This window comes from Bradyrhizobium sp. Pa8 (assembly GCF_052588265.1).
Genome location: NZ_CP176767.1, coordinates 7512098 through 7528737, shown reverse-complemented (window position 1 = coordinate 7528737; position 16640 = coordinate 7512098). Strand labels below are relative to the sequence as shown.

Here is a 16640-nt window from a genome sequence, read left to right as displayed (position 1 = left end):
AAAAGCCGACCGGTCCAGCGTCCCGCGGCGGGCTCGGCCCCTTGACGTTCGCCCCCCGACGGGCAATCTGTCACCCATGTTCCTGCAATTCTTCACTTCTCTGCGCGATGCGCAGGTCCCCGTGACGCTGCGCGAATACCTCACGCTGATGGAGGCGCTCGACGCTGATCTGTCGGACTACTCGGTCGAGAATTTCTACTATCTGTCGCGCACCTCGCTGGTGAAGGACGAGCGCAACCTCGACAAGTTCGACCGCGTCTTCGGCACGGTTTTCAAGGGGCTGGAAAGCCTGCTCGACGCCATGGAGAAGGCGGAGATCCCCGAGGAATGGCTGAAGAAGCTCGCCGAGAAATACCTCAGCGAGGAAGAGAAGAAGCAGATCGAGGCCATGGGCTGGGACAAGCTCATGGAGACGCTGAAGAAGCGCCTCGAGGAGCAGAAGGGCCGGCACCAGGGCGGCTCGAAGTGGATCGGCACCGCCGGCACCTCGCCGTTCGGCGCCCACGGCTACAATCCCGAAGGCGTGCGCATCGGCCAAGAGAAGAACCGCAACAACCGTGCCGTGAAGGTGTGGGACAAGCGCGAGTTCAAGGATCTCGACGGCAATGTCGAGCTCGGCATCCGCAACATCAAGGTGGCGCTGCGGCGCCTGCGCAAATTCGCGCGCACCGGCGCGCCGGACGAGCTCGATCTCGACACCACGATCCGCGAGACCGCCAATCACGGCTATCTCGATGTCCACATGCGCCCCGAGCGGCGCAACGCGGTGAAGCTGCTGGTGTTCTTCGACATCGGCGGCTCGATGGATTCGCATATCGAGCAGGTCGAGGAGCTGTTCTCGGCGGCGAAGAGCGAGTTCAAGCACATGGAGTATTTCTACTTCCACAACTGCCTCTATGAAGGCGTGTGGAAGCAGAACAAGCGCCGCTTCACCGACCGCACGCCGACCTGGGACGTGCTGCACAAATACCCGCACGACTACAAGGTCGTGTTCGTCGGCGACGCCTCGATGTCGCCTTACGAGATCATGGTGCCCGGCGGCTCGGTCGAGCATGTCAACGAGGAGCCCGGCTCGGTCTGGCTCGATCGCATCATCCGCACCTATCCGCATACGGTGTGGCTCAATCCGGTGCAGCAGAAGCACTGGGACTATTCGGAATCGACCACCATCATCAAACGCATCTTCGCCAACCGCATGTACCCGATCACGATCGAGGGGCTTGAGGGTGCGATGAAGGAATTGACGCACTAGCTGTTGTCATTCCGGGGCGCCCGAAGGGCGAGCCCGGAATCCATCGGGCGGCAATGTCGGTGGAGAAATGGATTCCGGGCTCGATGCTGCGCATCGCCCCGGAATGACGAAAGAGAAGGGAAGACACATGCCCCAGACCATCACCCGCGGCATCAAGGCGCTGATCGACGAGGCCAATGCCGAGATCGAGACGCTCAACGCCAAGGAGGCCATCGAGATCTCCAAGAACGGCGATGTCGTCATCGTCGACATCCGCGATCCCCGCGAGATCGAGCGCGACGGCCGCATCCCCGGCGCGTTCGCCTGCACCCGCGGCATGCTCGAATTCTGGATCGATCCGCAGAGCCCCTACGCAAAACCGATCTTCCAGGAAGACAAGAAATTCGTGTTCCATTGCGCCGGCGGCTTGCGCTCCGCGCTCGCGGCGAAGACCGCCAAGGACATGGGCTTGAAGCCCGTCGCCCACATCGCCGGCGGCTACGCCGCCTGGCGCGATGCCGGCGGCCCGACGGAGCAGTGGGAGCCGAAGAAGAAGGGCTAACGTCTCTCAGCCGTCATTCCGGGGCACGCGAAGCGTGAACCCGGAATCCATTCATCCACCGACTCTGCCGCACGATGGATTCCGGGTTCGTGCTGCGCACGCCCCGGAATGACGATCAGAAAGCACGCCAATGACCGCCCCCACCGACCCCCTCGTCTCCACCGAATGGCTCGCCGCCCATATCAACGACGCCAACGTCGAGATCCTCGACGCCAGCTTCAAGCTGCCGGGCGTACTGCCGCTGCCGAAGGACGATTATCTCGCCGCGCATCTGCCGGGCGCGGTGTTCTTCGACGTCGATGCGGTGTCGGATCATTCCAACCCGCTGCCGCACATGTATCCGAGCGCCGAGCAGTTCGGCCGTGACGCAGGCCAGCTCGGCATCTCCAATGCTGACACCGTCGTGCTCTACGATGCCGGCGGCTGGGTCGCAGCACCGCGCGCGTGGTGGATGTTCCTGGCCTTCGGCCACAGCAATGTGCGCATTCTCAATGGCGGGCTGAAGAAGTGGCGCGCCGAGGGGCGTCCGGTCGACAGTGGCGAGGTGAAGCCGAAGCCCGCGACGTTTAGCGCGAGCTACGATTCAAAACGCGTGCGCAGCATGCAGCAGCTGATCGCCAACGTCGAAAGCCGCGCAGAGCAGGTGATCGACGCACGCGCTGCCGACCGCTTCGAGGGCCGCGCGCCCGAGCCGCGCGCGGGTATTCGCTCCGGCCACATCCCGGGCGCGCGCAACGTGCCCTACAATCTGCTGTTCGATGCCGCGACCGGCACCATGAAGCCGCTCGAGGATCTGCGCGCCGCCTTCGCGAACGCCGGCGTCAAGCTCGATGCGCCGATCGTGACGAGCTGCGGCTCGGGCGTGTCCGCCGGCGTGTTGACGCTCGCACTCTATCGCCTCGGCATCACCGACACCGCGCTCTACGATGGCTCGTGGTCGGAATGGGGCCAGGAAAAAGGCCCGCCGATCGCGACCGGGCCGGCGTAACCTTACTGGCGCGTGCGCGTGGCCGTTGTCGCCAGCATCTGCTGCTGGCCGAACGGATCATAGCTCTGCCGCAACTGCTGAGGCGGAGGACGCCGCACCACGCGGTGCCGCTTCTTCGCCTTCGCCTGGCGCTTGGCCGCCTTGCTGTCCGGGGCGCTGCTGTCCGCCTTCGCGTCCCCCTTGGCCTTCGCCGGCGCATCCTTCAAGGCCGTTGCCGCCGGATCGTTCAGCGCGGCCACCTTGGCAGAGGCAATGTCGGGCGCCGGAGAGGCGAGGCCCGCACCGGGATCAGCCGGCGCCGGTTCGCTGGCGGTCACGGCAGGCGTGGCCTCGGGGATCGATGCCGTGGTGTCGGCCGGGGTGAGTGTGTCGGCAGGAGCCGGCGCGGTGGCTTCCGTCGTGGCCTCGGCCTGCACCGGTTCTGCAGCGGGAGGCGTGGCCTCGGTGACCTGCGGCGGCACGTCGGCCTCGGTCGTCAGGGCGGCAACCTGTTCGGGCTCGTTCGCCGGCAAGCCAATGGTCGGCACCCGGTCGCGCAGCGATGGCGTGGGCTCGGCGGCCGCCTCCGGCTCGGCGCGGAGCACCGCGAGCACCGGCTGGGCCGGCTCGGAAGTCGGCGCAAACACCTTCTCCTGCGGGCCATTCCGCCAGGAGGGGTTGCTGACATACTGCTCGTGGGTGGCCCGCAGCAGCGCGGCGGCACCTAGGCCGAACACCAGGATGGAGGTTGACAGCAGGATCGCGGCAAACAGGAAGCGAAAGCCGGGAAGCATCGGACGGGTTACGAATTTCCGCCCCGGCGGGTGGCGGCCGGGACCCAAGAGCCATCTGAACGCGGTGACGGTACTGATTGCCGCGTTCGCCACGCCGGGATGGAAGCTCAAAGCGGAGGCGAATCAGGCTGATTCGAACATATCGCAACGCCTCCGCGCCGTTCCCCTAAATTCGGGGCCGGAGACTCCGGCAATCTACGGCCGGATGCGATTTCCGCCCCGTGATGCAACGGGGCAACTGTGTGTACCTGCATCACAAATCGCTAACTCAGGCACAAATCGGCCTGTAATGTCTTGAATGTGCCGCTATCTTCGGTCATCTGGCCGTTAACGGTCCGGATGGGCTCGGGGACTATACAAGAGCGATGATGATCAAACATTTTCTGACGATATGCGCTGCCGCAACAGTCGCTGCGGCGGGAACCTCGCTCGCACAGGCTCAGAGCTATCCGGTCCAGCAGGCGCCGAGCTATGGCGCTCCGGCCGAATATCGCCCCGGCGACCGCACGCCGAATTTCGACTCGCTGGACGATGAAGACGACGCGATGCCGCAGGCGTCGCTGCCGCCGCCCGGTCCGGCCGACGATCCGCGCTACGGCCGCCCGGCTGGCCCTCCGCCGGTCTATTCCGCCGCCCCGCCGCAGGGGCCGGTGATGTCGCCCGATGATCCGCGCTATGGCCGTCCGGCTGGCGCTCCGCCGGTCTATTCGGCGGCGCCGCCGCAGGGTCCCGTGATGTCGCCCGACGATCCCCGCTACGGCCGCCCCGCCGGCCCGCCCGCGGTGATCTATGCCGATCGTCCGGGTCAGGCACCCGGCAGGGACGGCCTGCGTCCGCCGGAGGCCGTCGGTGGTCCCGCCGCGACCGGAACGGTTCAGTCCGGCCAGCCGCCCGTGGGCAACGATGGCCGGCCGATGGCGATCGCTTCGCTGCCGCCTGAGGAGCAGCCCGACGCTGCCCCGGCGCAGTTGTCGCCGAACCTGCGCCGCCAGGAAGTCTCGCTGGCGACCAAGGAGCCGGCCGGAACGCTCATCGTCGATACCCCGAACACCTATCTCTATTACGTGCTCGGAGGCGGCCGTGCGATCCGCTACGGCGTCCGCGTCGGCCGCGACGGCTTCACCTGGACCGGCGTGCAGAAGATCACCCGCAAGGCCGAGTGGCCGGATTGGCATCCGCCGACCGAAATGATCGAGCGCCAGCCCTATCTGCCGCGCTTCATGGCCGGCGGCCCCGGCAATCCGCTCGGCGCGCGCGCGATGTATCTCGGCTCGACCGTCTACCGCATCCACGGCACCAACCAGCCTTCGACGATCGGCAAGTTCGTCTCGTCGGGCTGCATCGGCATGCTGAACGAGGACGTCTCCGACCTGTTCGACCGCGTCAAGGTCGGCACCCGCGTGGTGGTGATGCCGGGTGGCCCGCCGCCGGGAACGGCGACCGCCTCCGCTGCGCCGACGCCGGGCGCTGCGGGTCCGGCTCCGATGGCTGCCCAGGCTGGCCCCGTCCCGGGCACCCAGCCGACGGTGGTGCCGCCGTTGCCCGCGCCGGTCACCGTGCGCTAGGCGCTTCGAAACAGCTCAAATCGCGAGGGCGTGCCGTCGGCACGCCCTTTTCGTTTCAGGCCAGCTTGCGCGGCAGCTCGCGACCCCCGGTGAAGGCGTCGATCGCCTCGACCATCTGCCCGTAATGGATGCGCAAGCCGTCCTCGGTGGCGTAGCCGAGATGCGGCGTCAGCACGAGATTGTCGAGCTTGCGGAAGGGATGGTCGACCGGCAGCGGCTCGACCGAGAACACGTCGATGCCGGCGCCCGCGATCTTCCGCTGCTGCAAGGCCTCCAGCAGCGCCTGCTCGTCCACGATCGGACCGCGCGCGGTGTTGACGAGGAAGGCCGTCGGCTTCATCCGCGCGAGATCTGCAGCTCCGACCAGTCCGCGCGAACGATCGCTCAGCACCACATGGATGGTGATGATGTCGGCCTTGGCGAACAGCTCCTCCTTGGTGGCGTAGCCGACGCCGGCCGCCGCGCACTTCTCCGGCGTGAGGTTCGGGCTCCAGGCGATCACGTTCATGCCGAATGCTTTCGCGATGCCCGCCATCTTGCTGCCGAGCTTGCCGAGCCCGACGACGCCGAGCGTCAGGCCTTCGATCTCGACACCGGCAAAGGTCTGCCAGGGCTCGCCGGCATGCATGCGCGCATTCTCGCGGCCGATGCCGCGGGTCAGTTCGAGGATCAGGCCCATGGTCAGCGGCGCGGTCGGATCGCGGGAGTATTGCGTGCCGCCGATGGCAACGCCTTGCGCCTTCGCGGCCTCCATGTCGATCGAGGCGTTGCGCATGCCGGAGGTCAAAAGCAGCTTCAGCTTCGGCAGCGACGCGAACAGGCTCTTGGGGAACGCCGTGCGCTCGCGCATCGCGCAGATGATCTCGAAATTGGCCAGCGCGCTCGCCGCGGCCTGCTCCGAGGCAAAGGGATGGCTGAACACGGTGACGTCGACGCGGTCGGACAGTTTTTGCCAGTCGGCGACGTCGAGGGCGAGATTGAAATAGTCGTCGAGAATTGCACAGCGCAGCCGCGTCATCAGCGTTCATCCATGGCGAGAGGTAGCGGCGCCAGGCGAGCGGCGCCATCGTCGGAATCCGGCCATGGTTGCGCGCAATCACGCCCGCGCGCAAGCAGCTGACGTGTTCAAAAATTCGATAGGAGAGAAGGGGTCAGAGGTCGCGGGGCTTGAGGCGGAACGGCGTGTCCATGCCGTGCTTGGCGCGCCAGGCGGGGCCGGGACCACGCATGTAGTGCAGCTCGGGGCGGTAAGGGTTGAAAGCGGTGGCGAAGAAGCGCTTCCAGAAGCCCTTGATCTCCGTGACGAGTCCGGAAGCGCTACCGGCTCGTGCCGGAACGGCTATGGAAGTGGTCTCGATCAGAGCCATGATGCGGCCTCGCTGTTCTCCCCGCCGCTTCTGCCGCAGGTGGCGTCTTTTTCGGCGCCATGACGAGCTTTGGCCCACTTTATTAAAAAATGGTTTCAATTGTCCGGATCGGCGGCCGGATGGTGTCCATTCCGTATTGATCCGTGGTGAACGGAGGGAAAACATTGCCCTTTGGGGGCGGGATCGTTACATCGGCGGCAAGCAAATTTCCTCAAATCGAAGGTTTCACGGGACCGATGGCGCGCCAGTTCATCTATTTCATGCAGGGCCTGACCAAGAGCTACCCGACCCGGAAGGTGCTCGATAACATTCATCTGTCGTTCTACCCGGACGCCAAGATCGGCGTGCTCGGCGTCAACGGCTCGGGCAAGTCGACGCTGCTCAAGATCATGGCCGGCCTCGACAAGGAGTATAACGGCGAGGCCTGGGTCGCCCAGGGCGCCCGCGTCGGCTATCTCGAGCAGGAACCGCATCTCGATCCGGCGCTCTCCGTGCGCGAGAACGTCATGCTGGGTGTCGCCAAGCAGAAGGCCATCCTCGATCGCTACAACGAGCTGGCGATGAACTATTCGGAAGAAACCGCCGACGAGATGACCAAGCTGCAGGACGAGATCGAGGCCCAGGGCCTCTGGGATCTCGACAGCAAGGTCGACCAGGCGATGGACGCGCTACGCTGCCCGCCCGACGATGCCGATGTGACGAAACTCTCGGGCGGTGAGCGCCGCCGCGTCGCGCTGTGCAAGCTGCTGCTCGACCAGCCCGAACTGTTGCTGCTCGACGAACCGACCAACCACCTCGACGCCGAGTCCGTGTCGTGGCTCGAAGGCCATCTGCGCAACTATCCCGGCGCGATCCTGATCGTCACCCACGACCGCTACTTCCTCGACAACGTCACGAGCTGGATTCTCGAGCTCGATCGCGGCAAGGGCATTCCGTACGAGGGCAACTACTCGTCATGGCTGGTGCAGAAGCAGAAGCGGCTCGAGCAGGAAGGCCGTGAAGACGCCGCGCATCAGAAGACGATCGCCCGCGAGCAGGAATGGGTCGCGTCCTCGCCGAAGGCGCGCCAAGCCAAATCCAAGGCGCGCTATCAGCGCTACGAGGAGCTGCTCAAGCAGGCGAGCGAGAAGCAGACCCAGACCGCGCAGATCATCATTCCCGTCGCGGAGCGGCTCGGCGCCAACGTCGTCGATTTCGAAACGCTCAGCAAAGGCTATGGCGATCGCCTGCTGATCGACGATCTCACCTTCAAGCTGCCGCCCGGCGGCATCGTCGGCGTGATCGGTGCCAACGGCGCCGGCAAGACCACGCTGTTCAAGATGATCACCAAGCAGGAAACACCGGACAAGGGCACCATCACGGTCGGCGAGACCGTGCATCTCGGTTATGTCGACCAGTCGCGCGACGCGCTCGACGGCAACAAGAACGTGTGGGAGGAGATTTCCGGCGGCAACGAGCTGATCCTGCTCGGCAAGAAGGAAGTGAACTCGCGCGGCTATTGCTCGTCGTTCAACTTCAAGGGCGCCGACCAGCAGAAGAAGGTCGGTGCGCTCTCCGGCGGTGAGCGCAACCGCGTGCATCTTGCAAAGATGCTGAAGTCCGGCGCCAACGTGCTGCTGCTCGACGAACCGACCAACGATCTCGATGTCGATACGCTGCGCGCGCTCGAAGAGGCGCTGGAAGATTTTGCCGGCTGCGCCGTCATCATCAGCCATGACCGCTGGTTCCTCGACCGCATCGCGACCCACATTCTGGCCTTCGAAGGAGACAGCCACGTCGAATGGTTCGAAGGCAACTTCCAGGACTACGAGAAGGACAAGATGCGCCGCCTCGGCCAGGACAGCATCATTCCGCACCGCGTGAAGTACAAGAAGCTGACGCGGTGATTTCGGCATGATGCGGCGGGCGCTCATAGCTGCGGTGATCGCTATCATCTGCGGCCTGTCCTCCGCCCGCGCTGCCGACGCCGCCTTCACGCAGTTCATCGCCTCGCTCTGGCCGGAGGCGCAGGCCGCCGGTGTGTCGCGCGCGACATTCGATGAGCAGACGCGCGGGCTCGAGCCTGATTACAAGCTCCCCGATCTCATCTTGCCCGGGCGGCCGGCCACCGGTGCGCCGTCGCAGGCCGAGTTCGTGCAGGTGCCTGCCGACTACGTCAAGGAAGCCTCGATCGCGCGGCTTGCGGGCGAGGGGCAGCGGCTGCTGCAAAAATATCGTCCGGCGCTGAGCGAGATCGAGAAGAAATCCGGTGTGCCGGCCACTGTGATGCTGGCGATCTGGGGCCGCGAGACCGATTACGGCCGCTACACGCTGCCTTACGATCTCGTGCGCGTGCTGGCGACGCAGGCCTATGTGGGGCGCCGCAAGGACACCTATCGCAACGAGTTCATCCTCTCGCTGAAGATCCTCGGCGAGGGCGTGGTGACGCGCAAGGACATGCGCTCGTCCTGGGCGGGCGCCACCGGGCTCACGCAGTTCCTGCCGTCCGAATATTACAAGCACGGTGTCGACTTCGACGGCGACGGCCGCATCGACATCTGGCATTCGGTGCCGGATGCGCTGGCCTCGGCCGCGCAGCAGCTCGTCAACAAGGGCTGGCAGAGCGGCGTGCGCTGGGCTTACGAGGTGCAGGCGCCGGCCAAGGTCGATTGCACCAGCGGCGTGCCCGAGGTGACGAAGCCGATCGGCCAGTGGCTGCGCGAAGGTTTTGTGCCGGTGCGTGGCGAGAAGCTGAGCGCTGCCGAGCAGGCGCAGCCGGCCTCGCTGTTGCAGCCGGAAGGCATTTACGGCCCGTCGTTCCTGACGACGAAGAACTACTTCGTCATCAAGGAGTACAATTTCTCCGACCTCTACGTGCTGTTCGTGGGCCATCTCGCCGACCGCATGACGAGCCCGCTGCCATTCGCGACACAATGGGCGGCCTCCAAGCAGTTGCGCACCAAGGACGTCGAGACCATGCAGCGCGGGCTCACGCGCGTCGGGCTCTACAAGGACAAGATCGACGGCAAGGCCGGGATGCAGACGCGCGCGGCGCTCGGCGCCTACCAGAAGTCAGCAGGCCTCAAGGTCGATTGCTGGCCGAGCGAAGAGGTGCTGCGCTCGATCCAGGCCGCGCGGTAGCGGACTCAACTCTTCGTCAAAGAAAAAAGCCCGGCCGAGGTGCTCGGCCGGGCTTCGATCGCGGCGCGGATGCGCCATGCGATCGGATCTTGCGATCAGCTCAGTAGCAAACGCGAACCGGGCGGACGACCCAGCCGTAACCGTCCCAATAACGCTGGCGCTGCCAGTAGCAGGGCGCGGGCGGCGGGGGCTCGGCCACGTAGACCGGTCCGCCATAGGCGGGACGGCTCGACGCGATGGCGCCGCCGACGATGGCGCCACCGATCAGGCCGGCTGCGATGCCGGCGCCGACGCCGTCATGGGCCTTCGCGGACGGAGTGGCGGTCACCAGCGAACCGGCGATCGTCGCAACCGTGAGGGCGGCAACAAAAGTCTTCTTCATGCTCTTGGCTCTCCTGGGAGATGGACGTCCCTTGTTAGGAGCATCCGGGTTTCAAAGGTTCACGCACACTCTGATGAAATCGACCGTGCAGCTAGGAAGCGCGCAATTGGTCAATCCACGGTAAACGCGCACGGAGCTGTGACGAGAAAAAGCGGTCTTTTTCGGGCCCGGAGATGAACGGCGCGTCCGAAGTGAATCGGTTCAACGCGCCTCAGCCACAGACTCTGACGCGGCGGGTGCGCCAGGCGTAGCCATCCCAGAAGCGCTGCCGCTGCCAGACGCAGCCGTCACCGTAATAGTCGTCGGCGACATAGCCGGGACCCGGCGCGTAGTAGCGGGGCGGGTAATAGCCGGGGCCATAGGAGTAGCCCGGACCAGGTCCGTAATAATACGGAGAAGCGAGCGCGCCGCCGACAATGGCGCCACCGATGATCCCGGCGGCCACGCCGGCGGCGACACCGCGCTGAGCGTGGGCCGGTGTTCCGGCCGTGAGGGCCAGGGTGGCGACCGTCAGTAAGAACTTCTTCATTGGCTTGACCTTTCGCACGAACAGGCGGGAACTCTTTGGGGGGTAAAGTTCCATACTTCGTTTGAATGATCAATGAACGGCACCTTCGCCGGGGGCGACCAATTAATGGACCGCAGGTCTGCGAGGGAGACGACGATGGGCAACGCGATGATGGATACTTTGATCGCTGCCGGGGTCATTTTCGCGATTGGCTATGGCTGGTTCACCCATCTCCAGAACCGCGGCCGGCGCTCGCGCGCGGGTGCCGGCAATGACGGAGGGAGCGGCGGCGACGGCTATTCAGGGGCCAGCGACGGTTTCTCGCTGGGGAGTTGGTTTTCCAGCGACAGCTCTGGGAGCTCGAGCGACAGCTGTTCCAGCAGCGATAGCGGTAGCAGTGGCGGGGATTGCGGAGGTGGCGGCGATGGTGGTGGAGGCGGTGGCGGTGACTAGGTCCGCCAAGATCTTGATCCAGCGCAACTCCCTATTTTAGAGCCGTTCTAGGCTGTTTCCGGGGCCAGTTTGGAATAGCTTCAAATACCGGTTTTTCCCTTTGCATCCGGACGGCCCCTTAAATATCGATGATGACGCATCACCGAAGGGCCTGCCGCTTCCATGATCGTTTGTTCCTGTAACGTGCTGAGCGATGACGACATCCGAGCCGCGGTCGCCGAGTCCGACGACGCCGTACGTCATGCCAAGCAGGTCTATGGATGCCTCGGCTGTAGCGCCGAATGCGGCCGTTGCGCCCGTACCATCAAGACCATCATCGACGAAACGCTTGGCCCCTGCGCCAAGTCCTGCTGCTCGGGCTGCCCGCACAGCCACACCGTGGCCGCCAATGACGAGACGGCCGAGCTCACCCGGTTCGCCCTCGCGGCCTGCTGAAAACTTCCGCAATTTCGACTGAGCTTTTCCCCGGCTGCGTCCCCGTGGCCGGTTGCTCTCGTCCTTAAACTGATTTAGAAGCGTTCTAAAGTCGGTTAGGGCCGATTTGGACGCAAGATTTGGAGTGCATCATGCAGGGCGACGCAAAAGTCATCGACTATCTCAACAAGGCGCTGCGCCACGAGCTGACTGCAATCAACCAATATTGGCTGCACTACCGCTTCCTCGACAATTGGGGCCTGCGGGACATGGCCAAGGTCTGGCGCAAGGAGTCCATCGAGGAGATGGAGCACGCCGACAAGCTCACCGAGCGGATCCTGTTCTTCGACGGCTTCCCGAACATGCAGGTGCTCGACCCCTTGCGCATCGGCCAGAACGTCAAGGAGATCATCGAGTGCGATCTCGCCGCCGAGATGAGCGCGCGGGCGCTCTACCAGGAGGCCGCCGGCTATTGCAACGGCGCCAAGGACTACGTCACCCGTGACCTGTTCGAGAAGCTGATGAGCGACGAGGAGCACCACATCGACTTCCTCGAAACCCAGCTCGACCTGATCGGCCGCATCGGCCTCGAACTGTACACGCAGAAGCACGTCGGCGGGCTCGAGGGCGAGGGGCACTAGGCTTCGCCTTCCCTTCGTCATGGCCGGGCTTGACCCGGCCATCCACGCGTTGCCGCACGATGAAGACGTAGATGCCCGGGTCAAGCCCGGGCATGACGGTCCGTTCGAGCAGCGAACGCGAACAGCTACAACTGCGCCTTGTAGCGCTCCTCCACGATCTCCTGGCTCTCCGGCTCCCCCAGGCCCGTCTGGTCGTGAATGACCTGGCCGATGCTGGGCATCACCGAGCGCTGCACCTTCTCCGGTGACCACAGCTTCGAGCGCATCAGCGCCTTGCCGCAGTGGAAATAGACTTCGCTGACCGCGACGTTCAGCACCGCGCGAGGAGGCTTGCCGAATTCCACCATCGATGCGAGCAGATCCGGATCGGCCGAGAGCGTGCCGCGTCCGCCGACGCGCAGCGTCTCGTCGATGCCGGGGACGAAGAACAACAGATGCACGAAGCCCGAGCCTTCGACGACGTTGCGAAAGCTGTCGATCCGGTTGTTGCCGGCACGGTCGGGCATCAGCACCTGGTTGGGGCCGGCGACATGGACGAAGCCAACCCCTCCGCCGCGCGGCGATGCATCGACGCTGCCGTCGACGCCTGACGTAGCGAGCACGCAGAACGGCGACATCTCGATGAATTTCTTCGCATGCGCATCGATCGCGGGACGCGCCTTTGCGATCACGCGTGGGCTCGGCTTGGCATAGATGGTGGCGAGGTCTTCGGCGCAAAGATCGGTCACGAAGGTCTCCCTGATTGAGGGGCACAGGATAGCATTCCTCGGCTCGACCGCTATCCCCGAAATAGCATGTGCGGCCCGGCGTAGCCACGGCATGGCGCAGGTGGCGTAGACCAGAAATTTCGCTTATAACGGGTGTCGTATTTTGTTGCTTTTCACGGAAGGAATTCGTCATGGCCCCAACGCAGGCAATGCGGGTGGCGGGCGATCGGCCGCGCCGTCGCAAGCATGTCCCGGGACAATTGATCGTTCGGTTGAAGCCGGCCGCTGTCCGGCAGATCGCGGCAGCCTCGCTTCAGGCGACAACGTCACGCGCGCTGATGGCTGCGATGCCCGACGACGTCAGAGGTCCGATCGATTTCCTGCGCGACAATTTCGGGCTTCAGTCGATGAAGCCGCTGTTCGTGGTCGGCGACGATGAGGCACCCGCGCAGCCCCAGGCGATGGCTTTGGCCGCGGTCCATCGCTCGATAGCACGCTCCGCAACGGCGCCGCCGCGGGAGGCGCTGGCCGGATTTCAGATCGTGCAGTTGAAGGACGGGAAGGTAGATGCGGGAGTTCTGAAGCGCCTGCGTGCTTCCAGGGCGGTGGATCTGGTCGAACCCGTTCCCAACCGGTGGCTCAGTGCCGCCGCCGATCCCATGAAGATCCGGCAGTGGGGCCTTCGCGCCATCAGATGGTTCGATCGACCGCGGCCAGGTGCGGGGCGGGTTCATGTCGCCGTGCTCGATAGCGGTGTCGATGCCGGACATCCCGATCTCGTAGACGCGATCGAGGACTATCGGCACGACGGCAACGGAGCGCGCGATTTTCTCGGTCATGGCACCCATGTCAGCGGCACGATCGCGGCCGTGGTCAATAATTCGGTCGGTATCGCAGGCCTGGCCAATTGCCGGTTGCACTGCTGGAAGGTGTTCGACGATCCCAAGGGTGCAGGCGACGACGAGAATTTCAACTTCGATTTCTACAGCAAGGCGCTCGCGGCCGCGCTCGATTCCAACATCAAGGTCATCAACCTCAGCATCGGCGGCGAGGACCATTCAAAGACGGAAGCGACGGCCTTCGCCGAACTGATCGATGCCGGCGTCGTCATCTCCACCGCGATGGGCAACGAGTTCGAGGACGGCAATCCGAAGGAATACCCGGCGGGCTACGTCGACACGATCGGAGTTGGCGCCGTCGACGAGTCCCATCGCCGCGCCTCGTTCTCCAATACCGGGAAGCACATCAAGCTGGTCGCGCCGGGTGTCAACATCCTGTCGACGGTGCCTCGGGTGAAGGCAAGCTTCGCCGACCATGCCAGCTACGATTCCTGGCCCGGGACGTCGATGGCAACACCGCATGTGACGGGCGCCGCCGCGCTCGTCTACATCAACAAGCTGAAATCCAGGGCGGCCGGGCTTGCGGTCGCCAGGCGCCTGATCGCGACTGCGACCAAACTGCCGGCGATGCGGGGACGGGATTTTACGCCGGAATACGGTGCCGGCCTCCTGGACGTTGCCGCTGCGCTCGGCCGCGCGAAAGCGGCCAAGAAATCGGGCAGGAAAACTGCCAAGAAGACTGCCAAGAAAACTGCAGAGGCGAAGCCGGCGCGAAAGAGTCAAAAATAGATTCTGCGACCTTGATCGGGCGCCGCGAGCGGCTAGCTTCTCAGCATGTCCGTGCAATTCAAATTCCACGACCATGTCGATCAGCGCCGACGGCGCAAGATCATCAAGACGCTCGGCGATGCCGGCTATGCCGCCGAGAGCCTGTTTCCGGGACAGAAGCGGCAAAGCCTGGCCGCGATCTTCACCGTCGCCGAGGCCGACGCCAAATCCGTTCGTGCCGCGCTCGACGATTTCGGCGATGACATCGAATATGTCGAGGCCGCACCCAGGCGAGACCTCAAGGCCTGAGTGGCCTACACCGCATCGGCCGGCACGAAGCAACTGATGATGATCGCGCCGCGATGGTGGACGTACCACACAACGGCTTGGCCGACCGGATTGCCGCGATCGCGGATGATCGCGCGCTCGGGCACCTCCATCCACTGTCCCTCGATCGGTACCCAGTAGGTGCCGCCTCGCACATCGTAGTCGGTGCGATGGCCGTCGGAGATGTCGCAGCAGGGCACGCCGTTCGGTGCGATCACGCTCTTGAACCAGGCGCGGATGTCGGGCGGCACATGGTCGTATTGGCCGTTGTCGAACGCGAACGCGGCGCTCGTCTGCGCCATCGTCGCGGCTAGCCAAACGCACAGCGCGAGCCTGTGCATGCGATCCTCCGTCGCGTTCGATTCGTATCGTTGACGCGATTAAGCCCGAGCTGTCAGCGCAATGCATGCTCAAATAATATGCGGCGCGAGAGATGCCGCATATGATGCGTTGCGGTATGAGCGGCCAGCCAAACGTACAGCGCGAACCTGCGCGTACGATCCTTCCTATTGCGTCTCGGGCGATGCAAGCAGCGATTTCGGCGCGACATTGCGCCATGCCATCTCGAGTGCGCTCCGCAACGTTACCTGATCGATGTTCGCCAGCTTCACATTCGTGCTGCCGCTCCTGCCCCAGGCGCCGGGGACCGGACGAAACATCTCCGGTTCCGCGTCGATGAGCACGGCCTGCTGGTCGGGAGTGAGCTTCACCATGCCCCATTTTTCATCGGGATAGCCCAGCGTCGCGAACACGCGCTTGCCGACACGAAAGTCGGCATGGCCGTGATGTGCGCCCTCGATGACGCCGGGGAGCGCCAGCGCAGCCTTGCGAAAGCGAGCATTCGACATGCTGTCTCGCTGCTCGGCTCACATCGTCCGCTGCGGTGCGGTTTGCAGCAATTGCCTGATCTGCTCGACGTAGAATTTCGCGTTGCCGGTGGTGCCGTGGCCGCGCGTCTCGGTGCTCGCGGGGATCAGATACAGCTTGCCGTTCTTGACCCGCTTCATCGCGGCGTCCGTGATGCCGGTCTCCGGCGGGTTGCGCTCGTCGTCGGCGGAGTTGATCAGCAGCAGCGTCGCCTCGATCTGCTCGAGCTTGTCGCCGGCATTGTAGTCTTGCGAGGAGCCCCACTGGTAGAGGAAGTCGTTGGCATCGGAAGTGATCGGTGTCGCCAGCCGCTCGTCGACGATCTTGTCGGCCTTGGCCGCCGTCGGCGCCTGTTGCTGATAGGCGAGCGTACCGCCGATGCTGGCGATGCCGTAGGCGGTGATGGCGTATTTCATCATGCGCGGCTGGCTGGTGTAGTTGCCGCCGTTGTAGTCGGGATCGTTGCTGATGGTGTCGAGCATGATCCGCCGCATCATCCAGTTGCGCGAGGCCATCTCGGTCGGCTGCGAGGCCATCGGCACCAGCGCGTCCATCTCCTGCGGATATTTCTCGCCCCACAGCCAGGTTTGCATGCCGCCCATCGAATTGCCGATCACGAGCCGCAGATGCTTGACGCCGAGGCCTTCCTTCACGAGGCGATGCTGCGCCTCGACCATGTCGTCGTAATTGTATTTCGGGAAGACCGTCTTCATGCCGTCGGACGGCTTTGACGATTTGCCGTGACCGATCGCGTCGGGAATGATGATGTAATGTTTGGACGCGTCGAGCGGCTGTCCCGCGCCGAACAGCTCGCCGGCGAAGGCGAGCGACAGCATGCTCGCGCCCGAGCCGCCGGTGCCGTGCAGTACCAGCACGGGCTGGCCTGAGGGCTCACCGACGGTGGTGTAATGCAGCTTCAGCTCCGGCATGGTCTCGCCGGTGTGGAACTTGAAGTCCTTGGCGATCCAATCGCCTTGCTTCGGCGCTGGATAATCGGCGGCCATAGCCGGCGTTGCAATGGACAGCAGGATGGCCGCTAGCGCCGCGCAAGACATTTTCATGTTTCTCTCCCCATGCGGCTCATGGTCGGCGGCCGCGTTGGACGCGATCTTATCAGCTGGTCACGGA

The 16640-nt window shown here is 64.4% G+C and carries 20 protein-coding genes; 11 read left to right on the top strand and 9 right to left on the bottom strand.

The features are described from left to right. The first annotated feature begins 76 nt into the window (after positions 1–76). The 3 genes from ACKWRH_RS35750 (at position 77) to sseA (ending at position 2781) form a co-directional block, all read left to right on the top strand. Positions 77–1252: a vWA domain-containing protein gene (locus ACKWRH_RS35750; RefSeq protein WP_028156289.1), complete on the top strand. Its 1176-nt coding sequence runs from the start codon at positions 77–79 to the stop codon at positions 1250–1252. Between the two features lie 127 nt (positions 1253–1379). Continuing rightward, positions 1380–1793, top strand: coding sequence for a rhodanese-like domain-containing protein (locus ACKWRH_RS35745; RefSeq protein WP_445217358.1), 414 nt, complete (start codon positions 1380–1382; stop codon positions 1791–1793). A 130-nt stretch (positions 1794–1923) separates the two neighbouring features. Beyond that, positions 1924–2781: a 3-mercaptopyruvate sulfurtransferase gene (sseA, locus tag ACKWRH_RS35740; RefSeq protein ID WP_445217357.1), complete on the top strand. Its 858-nt coding sequence runs from the start codon at positions 1924–1926 to the stop codon at positions 2779–2781. A gap of 2 nt (positions 2782–2783) precedes the next feature. On the opposite strand, the gene ACKWRH_RS35735 is transcribed toward sseA, so the two are convergent. Beyond that, positions 2784–3554 (bottom strand): hypothetical protein, encoded by a 771-nt coding sequence (locus ACKWRH_RS35735; protein WP_445217356.1) that lies wholly within the window; start codon positions 3552–3554, stop codon positions 2784–2786. Between the two features lie 368 nt (positions 3555–3922). Here ACKWRH_RS35735 and ACKWRH_RS35730 point away from each other — a divergent pair, with 368 nt between their 5' ends. Further along, positions 3923–5119, top strand: a complete 1197-nt coding sequence (locus ACKWRH_RS35730; RefSeq protein ID WP_445217355.1) for a L,D-transpeptidase family protein — start codon at positions 3923–3925, stop codon at positions 5117–5119. A 55-nt stretch (positions 5120–5174) separates the two neighbouring features. Here the strand turns inward: ACKWRH_RS35730 and ACKWRH_RS35725 are convergent, their stop codons facing one another. Continuing rightward, positions 5175–6137 carry a D-2-hydroxyacid dehydrogenase family protein gene (locus ACKWRH_RS35725; RefSeq protein WP_445217354.1) on the bottom strand — a complete coding sequence of 321 codons (963 nt, stop codon included), beginning with the start codon at positions 6135–6137 and terminating at the stop codon, positions 5175–5177. 133 nt (positions 6138–6270) lie between these two features. Further along, positions 6271–6486 (bottom strand): hypothetical protein, encoded by a 216-nt coding sequence (locus tag ACKWRH_RS35720; RefSeq protein WP_445217353.1) that lies wholly within the window; start codon positions 6484–6486, stop codon positions 6271–6273. 236 nt (positions 6487–6722) lie between these two features. On the opposite strand from ACKWRH_RS35720, the gene ettA reads away from it, so the two are divergent. Together ettA and ACKWRH_RS35710 are read left to right on the top strand one after the other, a co-directional pair. Continuing rightward, a complete protein-coding gene (gene ettA, locus ACKWRH_RS35715) occupies positions 6723–8372 on the top strand; it encodes an energy-dependent translational throttle protein EttA (RefSeq protein ID WP_445217352.1) in 1650 nt (549 codons plus the stop codon). 7 nt (positions 8373–8379) lie between these two features. Further along, positions 8380–9606: a lytic murein transglycosylase gene (locus ACKWRH_RS35710; RefSeq protein WP_445217351.1), complete on the top strand. Its 1227-nt coding sequence runs from the start codon at positions 8380–8382 to the stop codon at positions 9604–9606. Positions 9607–9706: 100 nt separating this feature from the next. Here ACKWRH_RS35710 and ACKWRH_RS35705 read toward each other — a convergent pair whose 3' ends face one another. Further along, positions 9707–9988 (bottom strand): hypothetical protein, encoded by a 282-nt coding sequence (locus tag ACKWRH_RS35705; protein ID WP_014492871.1) that lies wholly within the window; start codon positions 9986–9988, stop codon positions 9707–9709. A 211-nt stretch (positions 9989–10199) separates the two neighbouring features. After that, positions 10200–10517 (bottom strand): hypothetical protein, encoded by a 318-nt coding sequence (locus tag ACKWRH_RS35700; RefSeq protein ID WP_445217350.1) that lies wholly within the window; start codon positions 10515–10517, stop codon positions 10200–10202. A 135-nt stretch (positions 10518–10652) separates the two neighbouring features. Here ACKWRH_RS35700 and ACKWRH_RS35695 point away from each other — a divergent pair, with 135 nt between their 5' ends. From ACKWRH_RS35695 to bfr, 3 genes are all read left to right on the top strand, one after another. Next, positions 10653–10949 (top strand): hypothetical protein, encoded by a 297-nt coding sequence (locus ACKWRH_RS35695; RefSeq protein ID WP_445217349.1) that lies wholly within the window; start codon positions 10653–10655, stop codon positions 10947–10949. A gap of 162 nt (positions 10950–11111) precedes the next feature. After that, positions 11112–11384, top strand: a complete 273-nt coding sequence (locus ACKWRH_RS35690; RefSeq protein WP_166102202.1) for a (2Fe-2S)-binding protein — start codon at positions 11112–11114, stop codon at positions 11382–11384. A gap of 131 nt (positions 11385–11515) precedes the next feature. Continuing rightward, positions 11516–12004, top strand: a complete 489-nt coding sequence (gene bfr, locus ACKWRH_RS35685) for a bacterioferritin (protein WP_014492874.1) — start codon at positions 11516–11518, stop codon at positions 12002–12004. Between the two features lie 125 nt (positions 12005–12129). Here bfr and ACKWRH_RS35680 read toward each other — a convergent pair whose 3' ends face one another. Continuing rightward, entirely contained in the window at positions 12130–12732 is a 603-nt protein-coding gene (locus ACKWRH_RS35680) for a pyridoxamine 5'-phosphate oxidase family protein (RefSeq protein WP_445217348.1), read from the bottom strand. A 170-nt stretch (positions 12733–12902) separates the two neighbouring features. On the opposite strand from ACKWRH_RS35680, the gene ACKWRH_RS35675 reads away from it, so the two are divergent. Together ACKWRH_RS35675 and ACKWRH_RS35670 are read left to right on the top strand one after the other, a co-directional pair. Then, the gene (locus ACKWRH_RS35675; RefSeq protein WP_445217347.1) at positions 12903–14339 is read left to right on the top strand and encodes a S8 family peptidase; all 1437 of its coding nucleotides are present in this window, start codon (positions 12903–12905) and stop codon (positions 14337–14339) included. Between the two features lie 45 nt (positions 14340–14384). Next, positions 14385–14627, top strand: coding sequence for a hypothetical protein (locus ACKWRH_RS35670; protein WP_445217346.1), 243 nt, complete (start codon positions 14385–14387; stop codon positions 14625–14627). A 5-nt stretch (positions 14628–14632) separates the two neighbouring features. Here ACKWRH_RS35670 and ACKWRH_RS35665 read toward each other — a convergent pair whose 3' ends face one another. From ACKWRH_RS35665 to ACKWRH_RS35655, 3 genes are all read right to left on the bottom strand, one after another. Further along, positions 14633–14986, bottom strand: a complete 354-nt coding sequence (locus ACKWRH_RS35665) for a hypothetical protein (RefSeq protein ID WP_028152315.1) — start codon at positions 14984–14986, stop codon at positions 14633–14635. A gap of 165 nt (positions 14987–15151) precedes the next feature. Further along, positions 15152–15493: an MmcQ/YjbR family DNA-binding protein gene (locus tag ACKWRH_RS35660; RefSeq protein ID WP_445217345.1), complete on the bottom strand. Its 342-nt coding sequence runs from the start codon at positions 15491–15493 to the stop codon at positions 15152–15154. A gap of 18 nt (positions 15494–15511) precedes the next feature. Beyond that, positions 15512–16573, bottom strand: a complete 1062-nt coding sequence (locus tag ACKWRH_RS35655; RefSeq protein ID WP_445217344.1) for an alpha/beta fold hydrolase — start codon at positions 16571–16573, stop codon at positions 15512–15514. Positions 16574–16640 lie beyond the last annotated feature (67 nt).

Bases quoted from the DNA above. Each gene is read 5' to 3' on its own strand.
- ACKWRH_RS35750 (WP_028156289.1), top strand. From the start codon at position 77: ATGTTCCTGCAATTCTTCACTTCTCTGCGCGATGCGCAGGTCCCCGTG.
- ACKWRH_RS35745 (WP_445217358.1), top strand. From the start codon at position 1,380: ATGCCCCAGACCATCACCCGCGGCATCAAGGCGCTGATCGACGAGGCC.
- sseA (WP_445217357.1), top strand. From the start codon at position 1,924: ATGACCGCCCCCACCGACCCCCTCGTCTCCACCGAATGGCTCGCCGCC.
- ACKWRH_RS35735 (WP_445217356.1), bottom strand. From the start codon at position 3,554: ATGCTTCCCGGCTTTCGCTTCCTGTTTGCCGCGATCCTGCTGTCAACC.
- ACKWRH_RS35730 (WP_445217355.1), top strand. From the start codon at position 3,923: ATGATCAAACATTTTCTGACGATATGCGCTGCCGCAACAGTCGCTGCG.
- ACKWRH_RS35725 (WP_445217354.1), bottom strand. From the start codon at position 6,137: ATGACGCGGCTGCGCTGTGCAATTCTCGACGACTATTTCAATCTCGCC.
- ACKWRH_RS35720 (WP_445217353.1), bottom strand. From the start codon at position 6,486: ATGGCTCTGATCGAGACCACTTCCATAGCCGTTCCGGCACGAGCCGGT.
- ettA (WP_445217352.1), top strand. From the start codon at position 6,723: ATGGCGCGCCAGTTCATCTATTTCATGCAGGGCCTGACCAAGAGCTAC.
- ACKWRH_RS35710 (WP_445217351.1), top strand. From the start codon at position 8,380: ATGATGCGGCGGGCGCTCATAGCTGCGGTGATCGCTATCATCTGCGGC.
- ACKWRH_RS35705 (WP_014492871.1), bottom strand. From the start codon at position 9,988: ATGAAGAAGACTTTTGTTGCCGCCCTCACGGTTGCGACGATCGCCGGT.
- ACKWRH_RS35700 (WP_445217350.1), bottom strand. From the start codon at position 10,517: ATGAAGAAGTTCTTACTGACGGTCGCCACCCTGGCCCTCACGGCCGGA.
- ACKWRH_RS35695 (WP_445217349.1), top strand. From the start codon at position 10,653: ATGGGCAACGCGATGATGGATACTTTGATCGCTGCCGGGGTCATTTTC.
- ACKWRH_RS35690 (WP_166102202.1), top strand. From the start codon at position 11,112: ATGATCGTTTGTTCCTGTAACGTGCTGAGCGATGACGACATCCGAGCC.
- bfr (WP_014492874.1), top strand. From the start codon at position 11,516: ATGCAGGGCGACGCAAAAGTCATCGACTATCTCAACAAGGCGCTGCGC.
- ACKWRH_RS35675 (WP_445217347.1), top strand. From the start codon at position 12,903: ATGGCCCCAACGCAGGCAATGCGGGTGGCGGGCGATCGGCCGCGCCGT.
- ACKWRH_RS35670 (WP_445217346.1), top strand. From the start codon at position 14,385: ATGTCCGTGCAATTCAAATTCCACGACCATGTCGATCAGCGCCGACGG.
- ACKWRH_RS35665 (WP_028152315.1), bottom strand. From the start codon at position 14,986: ATGCACAGGCTCGCGCTGTGCGTTTGGCTAGCCGCGACGATGGCGCAG.
- ACKWRH_RS35660 (WP_445217345.1), bottom strand. From the start codon at position 15,493: ATGTCGAATGCTCGCTTTCGCAAGGCTGCGCTGGCGCTCCCCGGCGTC.
- ACKWRH_RS35655 (WP_445217344.1), bottom strand. From the start codon at position 16,573: ATGAAAATGTCTTGCGCGGCGCTAGCGGCCATCCTGCTGTCCATTGCA.